The organism is Chryseobacterium sp. Mn2064 (assembly GCF_049319685.1).
Lineage (GTDB): Bacteria > Bacteroidota > Bacteroidia > Flavobacteriales > Weeksellaceae > Chryseobacterium.
In genome coordinates this window covers 488,219-506,704 of sequence record NZ_JBMOUE010000001.1, presented here as the reverse complement: position 1 = coordinate 506,704, position 18,486 = coordinate 488,219, and the positions used below count along the sequence as shown (strand labels likewise).

15 protein-coding genes are annotated in these 18,486 nt (G+C 37.5%); 11 read left to right on the top strand and 4 right to left on the bottom strand.

What is annotated here, in order from left to right; translation table 11 throughout:
• Positions 1 to 74 precede the first annotated feature (74 nt).
• The 4 genes from ACL9RH_RS02265 to ACL9RH_RS02250 all read right to left on the bottom strand — a co-directional run bounded on the left by ACL9RH_RS02265 (position 75) and on the right by ACL9RH_RS02250 (position 4,111).
• Positions 75 to 1,214 (bottom strand): aspartate aminotransferase family protein, encoded by a 1,140-nt coding sequence (locus ACL9RH_RS02265; protein WP_422691703.1) that lies wholly within the window; start codon positions 1,212 to 1,214, stop codon positions 75 to 77.
• A gap of 111 nt (positions 1,215 to 1,325) precedes the next feature.
• Positions 1,326 to 2,291, bottom strand: coding sequence for an N-acetyl-gamma-glutamyl-phosphate reductase (gene argC, locus ACL9RH_RS02260; RefSeq protein WP_422691702.1), 966 nt, complete (start codon positions 2,289 to 2,291; stop codon positions 1,326 to 1,328).
• Between the two features lie 52 nt (positions 2,292 to 2,343).
• Positions 2,344 to 3,540 carry an argininosuccinate synthase gene (locus ACL9RH_RS02255; RefSeq protein WP_422691701.1) on the bottom strand — a complete coding sequence of 399 codons (1,197 nt, stop codon included), beginning with the start codon at positions 3,538 to 3,540 and terminating at the stop codon, positions 2,344 to 2,346.
• Complete coding sequence (locus tag ACL9RH_RS02250) at positions 3,512 to 4,111, bottom strand: GNAT family N-acetyltransferase (RefSeq protein WP_422691700.1); 600 nt, start codon at positions 4,109 to 4,111, stop codon at positions 3,512 to 3,514. Before ACL9RH_RS02250 ends, ACL9RH_RS02255 begins: the two co-directional genes overlap by 29 nt.
• Before the next feature lie 160 nt (positions 4,112 to 4,271).
• On the opposite strand from ACL9RH_RS02250, the gene ACL9RH_RS02245 reads away from it, so the two are divergent.
• The 11 genes from ACL9RH_RS02245 (at position 4,272) to ACL9RH_RS02195 (ending at position 18,484) form a co-directional block, all read left to right on the top strand.
• Complete coding sequence (locus tag ACL9RH_RS02245) at positions 4,272 to 4,688, top strand: transposase (protein WP_422691699.1); 417 nt, start codon at positions 4,272 to 4,274, stop codon at positions 4,686 to 4,688.
• A gap of 170 nt (positions 4,689 to 4,858) precedes the next feature.
• The gene (locus tag ACL9RH_RS02240; protein ID WP_422691698.1) at positions 4,859 to 6,238 is read left to right on the top strand and encodes a porin; all 1,380 of its coding nucleotides are present in this window, start codon (positions 4,859 to 4,861) and stop codon (positions 6,236 to 6,238) included.
• A 62-nt stretch (positions 6,239 to 6,300) separates the two neighbouring features.
• Entirely contained in the window at positions 6,301 to 7,881 is a 1,581-nt protein-coding gene (locus ACL9RH_RS02235; protein ID WP_422691697.1) for an MFS transporter, read from the top strand.
• Positions 7,882 to 7,924: 43 nt separating this feature from the next.
• The gene (locus ACL9RH_RS02230; RefSeq protein ID WP_422691696.1) at positions 7,925 to 8,152 is read left to right on the top strand and encodes a DUF6814 family protein; all 228 of its coding nucleotides are present in this window, start codon (positions 7,925 to 7,927) and stop codon (positions 8,150 to 8,152) included.
• A 77-nt stretch (positions 8,153 to 8,229) separates the two neighbouring features.
• Positions 8,230 to 8,424, top strand: a complete 195-nt coding sequence (locus tag ACL9RH_RS02225; protein WP_422691695.1) for a hypothetical protein — start codon at positions 8,230 to 8,232, stop codon at positions 8,422 to 8,424.
• Entirely contained in the window at positions 8,417 to 11,119 is a 2,703-nt protein-coding gene (locus ACL9RH_RS02220) for an ATP-binding protein (protein ID WP_422691694.1), read from the top strand. Before ACL9RH_RS02225 ends, ACL9RH_RS02220 begins: the two co-directional genes overlap by 8 nt.
• A 9-nt stretch (positions 11,120 to 11,128) precedes the next feature.
• Positions 11,129 to 11,488 (top strand): response regulator transcription factor, encoded by a 360-nt coding sequence (locus ACL9RH_RS02215; protein ID WP_422691693.1) that lies wholly within the window; start codon positions 11,129 to 11,131, stop codon positions 11,486 to 11,488.
• 59 nt (positions 11,489 to 11,547) lie between these two features.
• On the top strand, positions 11,548 to 13,434 hold the full coding sequence (locus ACL9RH_RS02210; protein WP_422691692.1) for an AMP-binding protein: 1,887 nt from the start codon (positions 11,548 to 11,550) through the stop codon (positions 13,432 to 13,434).
• A gap of 61 nt (positions 13,435 to 13,495) precedes the next feature.
• Entirely contained in the window at positions 13,496 to 15,403 is a 1,908-nt protein-coding gene (acs, locus tag ACL9RH_RS02205; protein ID WP_422691691.1) for an acetate--CoA ligase, read from the top strand.
• A gap of 399 nt (positions 15,404 to 15,802) precedes the next feature.
• Positions 15,803 to 16,165, top strand: coding sequence for a hypothetical protein (locus ACL9RH_RS02200; protein ID WP_422691690.1), 363 nt, complete (start codon positions 15,803 to 15,805; stop codon positions 16,163 to 16,165).
• 108 nt (positions 16,166 to 16,273) lie between these two features.
• Positions 16,274 to 18,484 carry a RelA/SpoT family protein gene (locus ACL9RH_RS02195; RefSeq protein ID WP_422691689.1) on the top strand — a complete coding sequence of 737 codons (2,211 nt, stop codon included), beginning with the start codon at positions 16,274 to 16,276 and terminating at the stop codon, positions 18,482 to 18,484.
• Positions 18,485 to 18,486: the final 2 nt, after the last annotated feature.

Below are 18,486 nucleotides of genomic sequence, written 5' to 3'. Positions count from 1 at the left end.
TAAGTGCACTTCTTAAGCCTTTATTATTTTCTTAAATCACTTAAGTGTTTAAATTCTTTTGTGACTTTTGTGGTTTAAATTTTTCCAAGCACGGCTTTCAAAGCATTGATGAAAAGATCTGTTTCCTCTTTTTTGATATTCAGTGCAGGAAGAATCCTCAACACAGTCTTATCATTTGAGTTTCCCGTGAAAATATGATGATCAAAAAGTAGTTCTTTCCTTACTTCTGAACAGTCTCTATCGAGTTCTATTCCGATCATCAAACCTTTCCTTCGGATAGATTTGATATGTGGTAAATCTTTAATTTCATTTTCTATATACTCGCCCATTTGCTGAGCATTTTCAACAAGATTTTCATCTTTCATTACGTCCAAAACGGCAATGGCAGCAGCACAAGCAAGATGGTTTCCTCCGAATGTGGTTCCTAATAAACCGTTACTTGCTTCGAATTTAGGATGGATAAGAACTCCTCCGATTGGAAATCCGTTCCCCATTCCTTTTGCTGTTGTAATGATGTCTGCTTCAATCCCAAACTCCTGATGTGCAAAGAAATATCCGCTTCTTCCATATCCGGACTGTACTTCATCTAAAATAAGGACCGTGTTGTATTTTTCGCAGAGTTCTTTGATTTTAGACAAAAACTCAGCGGTTGGAATCATAATTCCTCCTACTCCCTGAATTCCTTCGATAATTACTGAAGATATCTCGTTTCCATGAATAGCAAAGGTTTCTTCAAGTTGCTTTACATCATTCCATTCTGATTTGATAAATCTTTCTGAAAAGTTAACCGGAGCAACGATTTTCGGATTATCCGTTACAGCAACAGCTGCTGATGTTCTTCCGTGGAAAGATCCCGAAAAGTAAAGAACCTTACTTTTTCCGTTATGAAAAGAAGCCAGTTTTAAAGCATTCTCATTGGCCTCAGCTCCTGAATTGCACAGGAAAAGATTATAATCTTCATGACCTGAAAGCTTCCCCAGTTTTTCTGCCAGCTCAGTCTGTAATTCATTCTGAACGGAATTGGAATAGAAAGAGATCCTTTCCAGCTGGTCTTTTAATTTATTTTGATAGTGCGGATGATTGTGCCCGATAGAAATCACTGCGTGTCCTCCGTAGAAATCTAGATATTGTTCTCCTTTATCATCCCAAAGAAATGATCCCTGAGCTTTTACCGGATTTATGTTGAATAATGGATATACGTTGAATAAATTCATTTTTGTTGCTAGTTGTTAGTTGGTTAGCTGATGGTTCAAAGTCTGCAGCTGTAAATTTATTCTTCACACTACTGCAACCTATCATCTACAACCTTCTACCTTATTAATAATTTAAAATGCTATCGGCTTTAGGTTTAATCCTGCATTTTCTTCCCAACCCATGGCAATATTCATGTTCTGTACTGCCTGACCTGAAGCTCCTTTTAACAAATTGTCAATCGCTGAGTGAATAACCGCTACATTTCCACTTTTTTCAATCTGAATCACACAGCGATTGGTATTGACAACCTGCTTTAAATCAATTGCTTTTTCACTTACCTTTACAAAAGGTTCATCTGCATAAAAATCCTGATACAATTGATAGATGTCAGAAATTCCTAAATCTGTTTTCACTGTAGAACTTGTAAAAATCCCTCTCGCAAAATCTCCTCTCCATGGTACAAAATTCAGGCTGACCTCTTTATGATTAAACAAAACTATATGTTTCAAAATCTCATCTACATGCTGATGGGTCAAAGTTTTATAGGCTGATATATTATCATTCCTCCACGTAAAATGTGTAGTAGCCTGCAAAGACTGCCCTGCACCTGTAGATCCTGTAATTCCTGTAGTAAAAACCTCATCCAGCAATCCTTTTTCCGCTAATGGTAAAAGTGCAAGCTGAATAGCTGTTGCAAAGCATCCAGGATTGGCAATACTTTTTGATCCTTCCAGTTGTTTTTTATTGATTTCAGGTAATCCGTAGATAAATTCTCTGTTTCCAAAATTTCCATCCAAACGGAAATCATTTCCCAGATCTATAACCAGCGTTTCTTCTTTAACAGGATTTTGCGTTAACCAATTCTGGCTTTCTTTGTGAGGAAGACACAGAAAAAGAACATCCACTTCTTCCGGCTGATCTGTTAAAACATTATCACAAACTGTCGCTAAATCCGGGTACAAGTCTGATATTTTTATACCCGAATTCGAACGACTATATAAAAAACTCAATGTCACATGGGGATGAAAAGCCAGCAAGCGTATCAACTCACTTCCTGTATAACCGTTTGCTCCTACAATTCCTACTGTTTTCTTCATATTGTAATGAATAGAACCATGTTCTATCTTTTGTTAAATCGCTCCTTTGGAACTAGTTGATATTTTGATTGATCTGGTGATATATATTTAAAGAATTGCTTACAATTTTTGTATATCCTTTTACATCATCTCCTGTCCATGCTCTGTTCGCTTCTCCATAGCTTCCGAATTTATCAGACATCAAATCATGATCGGATTCAATTCCGTTTAAGATAAATCTGTACGGATGAAGGGTTACAAAGACTTTTCCGCTTACTGTTTTCTGAGAATCCACTAAGAAAGACTCAATATTTCTCATTACAGGATCTAAGAAAAGTGCTTCATGAAGCCAGTTTCCATACCAGTCGGATAACTGAGATTTCATCATCTGCTGGTATTTTGACAACGTATGCTTTTCTAATAAGTGGTGAGCTTTAATGATTACTGAAGCTGCTGCAGCTTCAAATCCTACTCTTCCTTTAATTCCCACAATCGTATCTCCTACGTGAATATCACGTCCAATACCGTAAGCAGAAGCCAATTCTTCTATTTTCTGAATGGCATATACAGAGTGTTCAAAACTTTCTCCGTTCACAGAAATCACTTCTCCGTTTTTAAATTCAATCTCCAATTCTGAAGGCTGAGTTTCTTTCAATTGTGAAGGAAATGCTTCTTCAGGTAAATAATTTCTTGATGTCAACGTTTCTTTTCCTCCTACAGAAGTCCCCCAAAGACCTTTATTGACAGAATATTGAGCTTTATGGAACTCCATTTCATATCCGTGGTTCTTCAAAAATCTAATTTCTTCTTCACGGGATAACGCCATATCTCTGATCGGTGTAATGATTTCTACACTTGGGCACATTACCTGAAAGATCAGGTCAAAACGAACCTGGTCGTTTCCTGCGCCTGTACTTCCGTGAGCAATAGCATCTGCATTTACTTCTATGGCATATTTTGCAATTTCCTGCGCCTGGATCGTACGTTCTGCACTTACAGAAAGAGGATAGGTGTTGTTTTTCAGCACATTTCCGAAGATCAAATACTTCACACAAGAATTATAGTAGTCCTCCTGAGCATCTACGCACCTGTACTCTTTTACTCCAAGATTTAAAGCTTTTCTTTCTAATTCTTTTTCTTCTTCTTTTGAAAAACCTCCTGTATTTACAGTAACGGCGTACACATCATACCCTAGTGTTTCACTAAGATATTTAGCACAGTAGGAAGTATCTAAACCTCCGCTAAACGCTAAGATGACTTTCTTGTTCATTGTTATATTTAATTTCCGGCTGCTTATTAACAGCACCATTTACTTTATTATTCTCCGGAACGAAAAGCATTGCTGTACAAAGACAGTTTTTACGTTCCTTCATCATTAGAATTTCATAATTCACACAGTTCTTACAGCCATTCCAGAATTCTTCATCCTGAGTCAATTCAGAATAAATGACCGGTTTATATCCCAAATCGCTATTAATTTTCATAACCGCAAGACCTGTTGTAAGCCCAAATACTTTCGCATCCGGATATTTATCTCTAGATAACTGGAAAACCTTATGCTTAATTTGAGTCGCTACTCCCCCGTTCCTGAATTTCGGAGACACAATCAGTCCCGAATTAGCTACAAACTTCCCATGTGACCAGGTTTCTATATAACAGAAGCCTACCCATTCTCCATTTTCAGTGGCCACCACAGCATTGCCCTCTGAAATCTTCTTACTCAAATATTCGATGGAACGTTTTGCGATTCCCGTTCCTCTACGCTGTGCAGAATCATACATTTCCTGCTGTATTTCACTCACATACATTAGATGTTCGCATGAGGAAATTTCTATTTCCATTTATTTATCTAAATTTTTTGGCAAATTTAAAATATAATTTCTTTTAAAACCAAATAAAAAAGATATTTTTTTTGTTTAAAAAAATTACACAGGTAAAATTATCTTTAATCAAAAATGTATATTTGCTAATTTATTATATATTTGCTAAAATACTATAGTTATGGAAAATACATGCCCAAAATGTCACAGCAATAAAGTAGTAAAAAGCGGCATTGTAAATGAGAAACAACGCTTTCACTGTAAAAGCTGCAACTATTATTTTACCGTAAAAAAACTGGGAAAACAAATTGACGACTATTACGTAACAAAGGCACTACAACTCTACCTTGAAGGATTAAGCTATCGTGAAATAGAGCGTATTATAGGTGTTTCTCATGTTACAATCAGCTCATGGATCAAAAAATACAACATCACAAGACCTCCCCATTCGGAATTCCATCCGGTTTATAAAATACTAAAACAAAGTGAGCTCATTGAATACATTGCTCAAGAAGAAAATATTAAAAACTCAGGGATTATCATCACTCAATTTGCAGATAAGTATATGCTGATCAAATGGGAAAGATTTAAAAAATAATTAATTCCCGAAAGCAAAAAAAACAAATACAATCAACTAATTATCAATACATTAAATTTACAAATAAATTATAACTATATCATTAGCAATAATATATATTAAATTTTCATAAATAAATTATTAATTACAATTTGGCATTCACAAAAAACAACGCCAAAAATTGATAATTTATGAAGAAATTACTTACATTCATTGGAGTTGCCTTAATCAGCAGTTCTCTATACTCTCAAGGTTCTCCTGATTATGGCAGTGGATTAAAAGTAAACCTCAACCCTGAGGGAGACAAATTCATCAGATTTATTTTATGGGACCAGCTGTGGTTGAGAAACACTTCCATGAATCCGGGAAGTATGGTTGGCGGAGAACCCACCGACAACTCCTGGAGCATAGGAAACAGGAGATTGCGGGCCCTCACCTATGCTCAGATCTCTAAAAGATATATGATTCTTCTTCATTTTGGAATCAACAATCAAACCTTCATCAATGGGGGTGCTACAGGAACATCGGGAACAGGCGGTTACGGAAACGGAAAGAAAACACAATTGTTTTTTCATGATGCCTGGAATGAATATGCAGTGATTTTACCTGGAGAAGCGGGAAAATTCAGTTTATCTTTAGGGGCAGGGCTTCATTATTATATGGGATTATCCCGAATGACAATGGCCTCTACTCTCAATTTTCTTACGATAGATTCACCAGTTTTTTCATGGCCTTTGATTGACCACTCCGACCAATTTGCCAGACAGCTTGGAATGTTTGCCAAAGGAAAATATGGTAAACTTGAATACCGTTTCAGTCTCAACAAACCTTTCGCAACAGATTTAACACCGGTAAACGTTACCGATCCTTCAAAAGCAGTTGCTGTAGACAATAACGGAAATCCTAGCTTTTCAAAAGCCGGTTATGTTGAATATCAATTCCTTGATGAAGAATCCAATACACTTCCTTTTAAAGTAGGTTCTTATCTGGGGACTAAAAAAGTATTCAACATCGGAGCAGGCTTCTATCATCAGGCAGATGGCACCAGAACGTCTGTTAATTCCAATATTGAAAAGCACGACATCAGTCTTTTTGCTGTAGATGCATTTGCAGACATTCCGCTGGGAGAAGCAAAAAATAAAATGGCCGTTTCGGCGTATGCAGGATATTATAACTACAATTTCGGCCCGAACTATGTAAGAAATCTGGGAACCATGAACATTGCAGCATCCGACCCTAATTTTATCGGCAATAAAGCAATCGCAGGCCCAGGAAATCTACAGCCTACCATCGGAACAGGTAATATTATCTACGCCCAGGCAGGATTGCTATTACCCAGCCAGGCCGAAAAGCCGAAAATAAGAATACAGCCTTTTGCCGCTTACACTCATAAAAACTTTGAAGCATTTGACAAATCATCATCACAGTTTGATATTGGCGCAAACTGGTTTATAGATGGCCATCATGCAAAAATAACGACTCAATATTCAACAAGACCGGTTTATACAAGTCCTACAGAAAGTCCATCTTCAAAAGGGGAATTTATTGTACAGTTTCAAATTTATCTATAAAAAAGCATAACATTTCAGCGAATGAATTAACTACTATTCCACAAACATCAAAACTAATCAATATGAGCGAAAATCATCACGAAAGCTACGAAAATATGACCGATAAGCAGAAAAACCGCACAATTTGGAGCGTTATTACTGCTTCATCACTCGGAACTCTGATAGAATGGTACGACTTCTATATTTTTGGAAGTTTAGCCATCGTATTGGCCACCAAATTCTTTCCTGCAGATAATCCTACTGCTGCATTTTTGTCTACGCTGGCTACTTTTGCTGCCGGATTTGTTGTAAGACCTTTCGGAGCGTTATTTTTCGGAAGATTGGGAGATATTATCGGGAGAAAATACACCTTCCTTGTCACTTTATTAATCATGGGCTTCTCTACGTTTCTTATTGGATGTATTCCCAGCTATGAAACGATTGGTTTTATGGCTCCTGTTTTAGTTTTAATTTTAAGACTATTGCAGGGATTAGCTCTTGGAGGTGAATACGGAGGTGCAGCCACTTATGTCGCAGAATACGCACAACCTCACAGAAGAGGTTACTGGACTTCCTGGATCCAGACAACGGCAACTGCAGGACTTTTTATCTCCCTGATTGTCATTCTGGTCACCAAAAATTCTCTTTCTCATGACGAATTTGATAACTGGGGATGGAGAGTTCCTTTCTGGATTTCTATTTTAATGGTGGGAGTTTCTTACATCATCAGAAAAAATATGAAGGAATCTCCTCTCTTTGCAAAAGCTAAAAGTGAAGGAAAAACGTCTAAAAATCCTTTAAAAGAAAGTTTTGGAAACAAATACAATTTCAAATTTGTTCTTCTTGCCTTGTTTGGAGCTGCCATGGGACAAGGGGTCATCTGGTATACCGGTCAATTCTACGCAATGAGCTTCCTGCAAAAAGTAATGAATGTAGAATCAGCACAGGTAGATTCTCTGATGGCAACCGCTCTTTTCCTGGGAACACCTTTCTTTGTATTCTTTGGATGGCTTTCGGACAAAATTGGACGAAAAGCTGTAATGATGACAGGAATGCTGGTTGCAATTTTAGCCTACCGCCCTATTTATGACAGCATGTTTAAAAGTGTAAATCTGGAAAATAAAACAATTGCCGCCAATGGAATTTCAGAGAAAAGAACAGCTAAGATTCATAATAGCATTACAACAGACAGCCTTGTTACTTTTCATCATGAAGCTCTCTATACAGACGGAACGTTAATCAAAAAAGACAGCATTGTTCACTGGTCTCCTACAGAACCTGCTATGAAAGACGGAAAGCCCGAAGAAGCAAAAGTTTCCCAAAGTGTTACCCTCAGCGACAATACGAAATGGTATCTTGTATTCCTAGTATTTATTCAGGTTATATTTGTAACAATGGTGTATGGACCTATTGCCGCGTTCCTGGTTGAAATGTTCCCGGTGAGAATACGTTACACCTCTATGTCTTTACCTTATCACATTGGAAATGGGGTATTTGGAGGATTATTACCTGCTGTGGCCACCTATCTAGTTACCACAGGAAAAGAAGCCGGCCATGCGACATGGTATCTTGAAGGACTTTGGTATCCTATTGGAGTTGCTGCAGTGTGTTTAATCATTGGATTGATTTATCTTAAAAATAAGAACAATAATCTTCACGATTAAGCATTCAATCACTTAATTTTTTATTAATTTTAAAACAACTAAAATGAACGGACTAAAAAAAATATTAGGTATACTCTGGATCGCCGTAGCGGTGATTGTAGGATATTTCGGAACTACGGTTTTGGGAATTCCAAAGATTACTTCAGGAAAACAGGAAGATCTGGTTTTCGGCATCATCATTTTGTTTGTACTGATGCCCATTATCTCTGGTGGAATGGCTATTTTCGGATATTATGCCTTAACAGGAGAATATTCTGACGACAAAATATAATTTAAAAAAATTGATGATTGATGAACGGATGACATCATAGCTCTCGTTCATCAATTATCTTTTACTGATCATCATTTATGAAAAAAAGACACGAACAAAAACTGATCATCTTAAGCATCGGGCTCATGATTGCTTTCAGCATTCCTATATCTCTTCTTTTCAACAGTGACAAAGAAGTTTTGGGCTATCCTATGATCCTGGTTTACCTGTTCGCTGTATGGATGTTCTCTATTGTGGTTTCATTAGTAATTGTAAAAAGATACGATGAGTAGTGTTTCATTATTTTTTGTAGTCTTGTTCTATCTGGCTCTTCTGTTCTTAGTTGCCCATCTGGCAGAGAAGAAAAGAAGTAAAATTTGGATCAACAATCCCTACATTTACGCACTCTCTCTTGCTGTATACTGTACAGCCTGGACGTATTACGGAAGTATTGGAGTGGCTGCCACCAGCGGATTAGATTATCTGACGATATACATTGGTCCCATCATGATTATTCCTGCGTGGATCTACATCAATACGAGAATTGTAAGAATTTCGAGAGTTAATAAAATCAGTAGTCTGGCCGATTTTATTTCTTTACGATACGGAAACAGCAGAAGCCTGAGCGCCATCATAACGATAGTCTGCCTTTTAGCTATTGTTCCCTATATTGGACTTCAGATAAAAGCGATCTCCGAAACTTTTCACCTGGTAACAGAAACCCCGATGTCGCAGGACATCCTCACAGATAATGCAACATTCGTGGTTATTCTGATTGCCTTATTTTCTTCGTATTACGGAACCAGATATGTTGATGCTTCAGAAAAACGTTTAGGAATTATTTCCGCCATTGCCTTAGAAAGCTTTTTGAAACTTTTCTTTATCATTATTTTAGGTCTTTTTGTGATATATTATGTATTTGACGGCTTTTCCGACATTTACCAAAAAGCCAGTCATTTTAAGGATTTCAAAGCTAAAAACACCTTCAACGGAATTGAAGGCGCTATGAACTGGATGGTACTTTGTATGATTTCAGCCACGGCAATCTGCATTCTTCCCAGACAATTTCACACTGCCATTATTGAAAACAGACAGGAAAAACATATCAAAACTGCCGTTTGGTTTTTCCCCCTTTATCTTTTAATTTTCACTCTATTTATATTTCCGATTGCCTGGGGAGGAAGATTGATTTTTGACGGACAAAAAGTAAATCCGGAGTTCTACTCAATTCTCATTCCACAACATTTTGGCAACACCCTGATTACTGTATTGGTATTTCTTGGTGGATTAAGCTCATGCATTTCGATGATCATTATCTCTGCCATCACCCTATCCATCATGCTTTCCAATAACCTCATCATTCCTTACGGATTGCTTGGGAAGCTCAAATCTGAAAATGAAGAACAAAACACCAGAAGCATTACCAATATCAGAAAGTTCAGCATTTTTGCTCTGATTATCATGGCTTTTGCTTTTTACAAATATTTTATCCTGAAAACCTCTCTGGATTCTGTTGGTTTAATTTCTTTTGTAGTAATTGCCCAATTAGCTCCTGCTTTTTTTGGAGCAATATTCTGGAGACGGGGAAGCTACAAAGGTGCTCTTACAGGACTTGCTGCCGGACTTGCCATCTGTTATTTCGGATTGATTATTCCACAGTATTATTTCTCGTATAATCAGGAATTGAAGGGCGCTCTTAGAGAAATGTACAATGCCTTCGGATTCTTTTCAATATCTTATCTGGATAGGATTCCACAGATCTTTTTCTGGTCTATTCTAGTGAACACCAGTTTATTCACGATTGTTTCAGTAAGTATCAAAGGAAATTATCGTGAAAGAAACTTCGCCGAACTGTATGTAGATATCGATAAATACATTCAAAATCATGAAAATGCTTTTATCTGGCGCGGAACAGCTTATATTTCCGACATTCAGAATATTTTGGAAAGATTTTTAGGAAAAAATAAGACCGAACAGGCCCTAAGGATATTCAATTTAAAATACAATATCGATTCTAAAACCGAAACTGCCGATTCAAGGTTTATCAAATTTTCAGAAAACCTTCTAGCAGGCAGAATAGGAACCGCTTCTGCTAAAATCTTAATTGAAGGCGTAACAAAAGAGGATAAAATTTCATTAAAAGAAGTTTTAAATATTCTTGAAGAATCAAAAGAAAACATCACTCTTAATAAAAAGCTCACAGAACAGTCCGAAGAACTGCAAAAGCTTTCCGATGACCTGCGAACCGCCAACGAGAGTCTTATTATTAAAGATCGCCAAAAGGATGATTTCCTGGATTCGGTAGCGCATGAATTGAGAACCCCAATCACTGCCATTCGTTCTGCCGGGGAAATTTTAGCAGATGATGATGACATTCCTTTCGAAATAAAACAGGAATTTTTAAATAACATTATCACGGAGTCCGACAGATTGAGCGAGATTATTAATGATATTCTTTACCTTGACAAGCTTCAACATGGTGAAATTTCATTAAATATTCAGCCCTACAATATTATTGAAACTTATAAAAAGGCATTAAGCCCCATTCTTCATCTCATACAGCAGAAAAACATTCATTTAAGCGAAGTTGATCTGTTGAATCAATTCGTTTTTGATTATGATGAAGCAAGAATGATCCAATTATTCCAGAATATTTGGGGAAATGCGCTGAAATTTACAGACGAACAGGGAACTATACAAACGAAATTATTTGAAAAAGATAAACATCTGATCATTACCATTTTCAATACCGGGAAACATATTCCGGATGAAGATCTTGAAATGATCTTTGACAAATTTTATCAATCCCGAAATCAGAATATTTTAAAACCTACAGGAAGCGGACTGGGACTGGCAATTTCCAAGAAAATTGTACAAGCCCATGGAGGAAGCATAAAAGCCGAAAACAGCGGGCTGGGTGTTACCTTCACGATCAGCATTCCTAAAAAAATTATACAAGAAACCAAGAATGAAGTTGAACATCATTAAAAACGAACTATGAAAAAGATAATTATTGCGGATGACGAACACAAAATATTAATGTCACTGGAATACAGCTTTAAGAAAAACGGCTACGATGTCTATATTGCAAGAGACGGGACGGAAGTTCTTGAGTTTCTGAAGACCATGGTTCCCGATATAATCCTCCTCGATATTATGATGCCCAATCTTGATGGATATAGCACTTTGGACATTATAAGACAGGACGAAAAACTGAAGGACACCAAAGTTATCTTTTTGAGTGCCAAAAACAATCCACGGGATATTGAAAAAGGGTTGGAAATGGGAGCTGATGCTTATGTCACCAAACCTTATTCCATCAAAAAACTGATGCAGCAGATTGAAGAGATGTTTTAAAGCGAAGCTTCGCAATTTACCCTTGTCAAGGTAAAAAAATCAAACACACGACTATTGATATGAATACCGAAATTTTATTTAAACAAAGCATAGAAAACAAAGAAGATTTCTGGAAAGAACAAGCCGGACAAATACAATGGTTTGAGTTTCCGGAAAAAATTCTTTCTACAGATGAAAATGACTACCCTCAATGGTTTGCCGACGGACAGCTCAATATGTGCTATTTATGTATTGACAAACACATTGAAGACGGTTTTGGAGATCAGATTGCTATTGTTTATGATTCTCCTGTAACGCAACAGAAGAAAACGTATACTTTCAGTCAGGCAAAAGAAGAAATTTCAAAATTCGCGGGCGGATTACAATCGTTGGGACTGCAAAAAGGAGACACCGCTGTTATTTATATGCCTATGATTCCCCAGACACTGTTTGCGATGCTGGCCTGTGCAAGAATTGGAGTAATACATAATGTTGTTTTCGGAGGTTTTGCACCTCATGAGTTGGTCGTAAGAATTGACGACTGCAAGCCCAAAGTACTCATCACCGCGACTGCAGGAATAGAAATCGCCAAAAGAATCCCCTATCTTCCTTTAGTAGAAAAAGCGATTGAACTTGCGCAGGATAAAGTAGATCATATTGTTGTTTATAACAGAAAGCTTGTTGACAATCAACACGAAATGTTTGAAGGATTAATTGACTATGAAGAATTAGTTGAAAAATCTAAACCTGTTGACTGTGTTTCTATACCATCTACCCACCCACTCTATTTGTTATACACATCAGGAACTACCGGAAAGCCAAAAGGAATTGTTCGAGACACCGGAGGATACGCCACAGCGCTGAAGTTTTCTATGAAATACATCTACGGAGTGGAACCCGGAGAAACCTACTGGGCAGCATCAGATTTCGGATGGGCTGTAGGACACAGCTTTTCCGTTTACGGACCGTTGATCAACAGAAATACCACCATCATTTTTGAAGGAAAACCCATTATGACTCCAGATGCGGGAACGTTTTGGAGAATTATTTCAGAATATAAAGTTTCAGTGATGTTCACTGCTCCTACTGCCATCAGAGCCATAAAAAAAGAAGATCCTAACGGTGAACTGGTTAAAAAATACGATTTGTCTCATTTCAGAAAACAGTTTCTGGCAGGTGAACGATGCGACGTAGCCACCTTGGACTGGTTTGCAGAACATATTGGAGTTCCTGCAATTGATCATTGGTGGCAGACAGAATCCGGCTGGCCAATGCTTGGGCTTATGACCTTTAACGATGAGTATACCATCAAAAGAGCTTCAGCAGGGAAACCCATCCCCGGATATGATATTAAAATCTTCGACGAAAATGGATTGGAACTCGATCCACACCATGAAGGCTATCTCGTTATCAAATTACCGCTTCCTCCAGGAGCGATGCTAGGAATCTGGAAAGACCATGAGCGTTTTCAAAACAGTTATCTGTCCCAGTACAATGGTTATTATTTTTCAGGAGACGGAGCGATACAGGATGAAGACGGTTATATTTTCATTACCGGAAGAGTTGATGACGTGATCAATGTTGCAGGCCACAGGCTTTCCACTTCTGAAATGGAAGAAATTGTTTCTTCTCACCCTGATGTTGCAGAATGTGCTGTGGTAGGAGTAGATGATGATTTAAAAGGACAGGTTCCTTTCGCCACCGTTGTTTTGAAAAATGGTTCTGCGATTTCTGAAGAAGACGTTGAAAAAGATATTATTCAGATGGTTCGCAACAAAATCGGGGCGGTAGCTTTTCTGAAAAATGCAATGGTTGTGAAACGCTTACCCAAAACAAGATCAGGAAAAATTTTAAGAAAACTCATCAGAACCCTATTAGATGGGAAAGATTTTCAGATTCCTTCCACTATTGATGACGAAAAAATCATCGAAGAAATTCAGCAAAAAATCAATGAATATAGGGCTTAAACGGGAAATTAAACATAAATTTAAAATATAATAAATTCAAATTTCAAAAAACGAAAGGGATATGAGAAATTACTTAATAGAAGATTTACCACAGTATTTCGAAGACTATAAAAAATCCATCAAGAATCCTAAAAAATTCTGGGATAAGGTTGCAGATCAAAACTTTGTGTGGTATCAAAGATGGAGCAAGGTTGTTAAGTACGATATGAATGAAGCCAAGATCACCTGGTTCAAAAATGCCAAACTCAATATTACCAAAAACTGTATAGACAGACACCTTGCCGTAAGAGGTGACAAAACAGCCATCATTTGGGAGCCCAACGACCCGAAAGAAGAGGCTCAGCATATTTCCTACAACGAATTATATACAAGAGTCAACAAAACAGCCAATGTTTTAAGAGAGATGGGAATTGAAAAAGGAGACAGAGTATGCATCTATCTCCCTATGATTCCTGAACTGGCTATTACCATGCTTGCCTGTGCTAAACTGGGAGCCGTTCACTCTGTTATTTTTGCTGGATTTTCCGCCTCTGCAGTCGCCTCAAGAGTGAATGACTGTGAAGCTAAAATGGTTATCACCTCAGACGGAAGCTATCGTGGAAACAAAGTTTTAGACCTGAAAACCATCGTAGATGAAGCTTTGGAAAAAACACCGACTATTGAAAAAGTATTGGTGGTAAAAAGAACGCATAACGAGATCAAAATGAAAGAAGGAAGAGATTTCTGGCTGGCTGATCTCTATGAAAAAGCGTCTCCCGACTTTGTCACAATGATCATGGATTCTGAAGACCCCCTTTTTATCCTTTATACTTCCGGCTCTACCGGAAAACCAAAAGGAATGCTTCACACCTGTGCCGGTTATATGGTGTATACAGCCTATACATTCAAAAATGTATTCAACTATAAAGAGAATGATATTTACTGGTGCACCGCTGATATCGGATGGATCACAGGACATTCCTATATTCTGTATGGTCCGTTATTAAATGGAGCTACCACTGTTATTTTCGAAGGCGTTCCTACTTATCCGGAACCGGACCGTTTTTGGGAAGTTATTGAAAAACATAAAATTACTCAATTCTATACAGCACCAACAGCCATCCGTTCCTTAGCAAAAGAAAGTGCAGAATGGGTAGATAAACATGATTTGAGTAGCTTAAAAGTAATTGGTTCCGTAGGAGAGCCTATCAACGATGAAGCATGGCATTGGTTCAACGATCATGTGGGAAAAAAGAAATGTCCGATCGTGGACACCTGGTGGCAGACAGAAACAGGAGGTATCATGATTTCGCCACTACCTTTTGTTACACCAACCAAACCTACTTACGCTACTTTGCCTCTACCAGGGATACAGCCTGTTTTGATGGATGATAAGCGTAACGAAATTACAGGTAATCAGGTAACGGGTAATCTTTGTATCCGTTTTCCATGGCCAGGCATTGCGAGAACCATCTGGGGAGATCACCAGCGATATAAAGAGACTTACTTCACGGCATTCCCTGGGAAATATTTCACGGGAGATGGTGCTTTGAGAGACGAAGTAGGCTATTATAGAATTACAGGGCGTGTAGATGATGTTATCATTGTTTCCGGGCACAATCTGGGAACTGCTCCTATTGAAGACAGTATCAACCAGCATCCTGCTGTAGCAGAATCGGCTATTGTTGGTTATCCTCATGACATTAAAGGAAATGCTCTTTATGGATATGTCATGCTTAAAGAAATTGGGGAAGGCCGTGATAAAGACAACCTTAAAAAGGAAATCAACCAGCTTATTGCAGATCAGATAGGCCCTATTGCAAAACTGGATAAAATTCAGTTTGTATCCGGACTTCCGAAAACACGTTCAGGAAAAATCATGCGTAGAATATTGAGAAAAATTGCAGAAGGTGACTTCAGTAACTTCGGAGATATCAGCACGTTATTGAATCCGGAAATTGTTGAGGAAATTAAGAACGAAAAAATTTAAGCTATTTTTAATTAACCCTAAAAAGAGAGGCAGTTCCCACGAGTTCTGTCTCTCTTTTTTTATAATTATTAACTAAAATTCCACTTTTTTCCGTAAGATCCCCGTAATAATCAGGCAGGAAAGTCCCACAACAATTTATCTACAGAAAATTAGAGTTAAATACATTTCATCATAGATCATTCTTTTATAGAAGAGCTATTCAGAAGATTGGAATACATCAATTGCTCTTATTTCAATTTTACCAAATTGACAAAATTAAACACGCGTTCAATAAATATTATCAAACAATCACCCGTTATTATACAAATGAAATGTTAATTAACAAACTTTACCGACAGAAAACACAATAAAATAGGAAAATAATGACTACCTTTAGTCATAACTTTAAACCAATTAACTATGTCAAATATACTAGCGGGGCTATTCGAGCACCACAGCGATTACAAAAAGCTTGAAAGTGATCTGGAAAACTCAGGTTTTGCCAATTCAGATTATGTGATATACCTTTGTGACAACGGTACTTCTCAATACTTGGCCAGTGTTACGGTAAAAGATAACGATCAGGTTGAAAATGCCAGAAGTATCTTCCATCAAAATGCTGCTTTAAAAGCATACTTATTTGAAGGAATGAATGTGAAAGAAACCAACTATGATACCATTAAAAAGTACATAGACGCAAGAAACAGGGCAGAAATACACAACAGTCCTGATGTAAAAATCAAAACATCCAGTGATGGTATGAATTCAGAAGTAAAATTCTAACCGCACTAAAACTTATACTCAAAAATCCGTAGAACGTTCTGCGGATTTTTTATGTTTGAAAAAAGCAAAAATTTTCGTATTTTCGTCTAATTATAGGCATTAGCACAAATGAGTTACGACTTAGAACAAGAGAACAAGGAGATCCTTGCAAGATATAAGGATCTGATTTCGAATACATACAGAACTTTGGATGAGGAAAATAACAAACTTATCCGAAAGGCATTTGATATTGCTTTAGATGCCCATAAAGATCAAAGGAGAAAATCTGGAGAACCCTACATCTACCACCCTATTGCGGTTGCCAAAATTGTAGCGACGGAGATTGGTTTGGGGGCAACGTCTATTGCCTGCGCCCTGTTGCATGACGTCATCGAAGATTCAGATTATACCTACGAAGATCTCAAGAAAATCTTCGGACAGAAGATTGCCAACATCGTGAATGGGCTCACCAAGATTTCTATCATGAATCATCAGAATATTTCTGTACAGTCTGAAAACTACAGAAAACTTCTGCTGACCTTATCTGAGGATTTCAGAGTTATCCTGATCAAGATTGCAGACCGTCTTCATAATATGAGGACGCTGGAAAGCATGGCTCCTGACAAACAGAAAAAGATCGCTTCAGAAACAGTTTATATCTACGCTCCAATGGCACACCGTCTTGGTTTGTACAACATCAAATCTGAGCTGGAAGATCTATCATTGAAATACAACAGTCCTGAAGTATACAACGAAATCACGGAAAAATTGGAGCTTGCCAAAGAAAGCCGTGAAAGATATATTGAAGAATTTAAGACCGAAGTATCTGAAAAACTTCGTGAAGAAGGATTGAATTTTAAGATCAAGGGACGTGCAAAGGCGATTTCTTCTATCTACAGAAAAATGCTGAAACAAGGAGTTTCCTTTGAAGAAGTTTTTGATAATTATGCGATCAGAATTATTTATAAATCCGATGCTAAAAATGAAAAATTTCTCGCCTGGAAAATCTATTCCATTGTTACAGATGTTTACCACAGTAACCCGTCAAGAATGCGTGACTGGATCACTCAGCCCCGTTCTACAGGTTACGAAAGTCTCCACTTAACCGTTCTGGGCCCTGATAAAAAATGGATCGAAGTACAGATTCGTTCCGAAAGGATGGACGAAATTGCCGAAAAAGGGGTGGCAGCACACTACAAATACAAAGAAGGCTACAAGCAAAGTTCTGATGACAGGAATTTCGAAAAATGGGTAACAGAAATCCGTGAAGTTCTTGAGCAGCAACAGAACCTTTCCACGTCTGAATTGTTAGATAATATTAAGCTCAATTTGTATTCGAAGGAAGTATTTGTCTTTACTCCGAAAGGGGAAATTAAAATTCTCCCTACCAATGCAACTGCTTTAGATTTTGCGTTTTCGGTTCACTCCGATTTAGGTATGAAATGTCTGGGCGCAAAAATCAATGGAAAACTGGTGCCTATTTCCTACGTTCTTCAAAATGGAGATCAGGTTGATATTCTTTCCTCTCAGAATCAGAAGCCTAAATCTGACTGGCTGGAATTTGTGGTGACCTCAAAGGCAAAGTCAAAGATCAAAAGTTATCTAAACTCTCAGAAAAACCAATTGGTAGAAGAAGGGAAAGAAACTTTACAGAGAAAACTCCGTCATGCGAAAATTAATTTCAATGATGAAGAAGTGAATAAACTTCAGAAGTTTTTCAATTTAAAATCATCTCAGGAGCTGTTCCTAAAATTCCAGAGCAATGAGCTGGATGCAAGCAGTCTGAGAAAATACATAGAAAGTAAAAACGTTTTCAATAATTTACTTTCCAGATTCAGAAAATCCCCAACGAAGAATACGCATTTCGAAGAGCCTAAAGAGCAAAATCTCGACATGATCGTCTTCGGAAAAGATGAGGAAAAACTGAATTATACCTATGCAAAATGCTGTACAGTAATTCCTGGAGACAAAATCTTCGGATTTATTACGATTTCAGATGGAATCAAAGTACACAGCGACAACTGTCCTAATGCCATTAACCTTAGAGCACAGTATGACTATCGTGTCATTCCTGCCAAATGGGTAAATGCTGAAAGCTTCAAAAATAGAGTCAAAATCGAGATTGAAGGATTAGACAGAATGGGTATGATCAACGATATTACCACCGTCATCAGTGGAAGTATGGGAATGGATATGAAAAGCATGTCTATTGAATCCAACAACGGCGTTTTCACCGGAAACATCAACTTGGAAGTAAAAAATAAAGGTCAGCTTGAAGAGACCTTCAAAAAACTTAAAAGTATTAATGGCGTTTCAAGAGTGAGGCGATTACAATCTTAAAC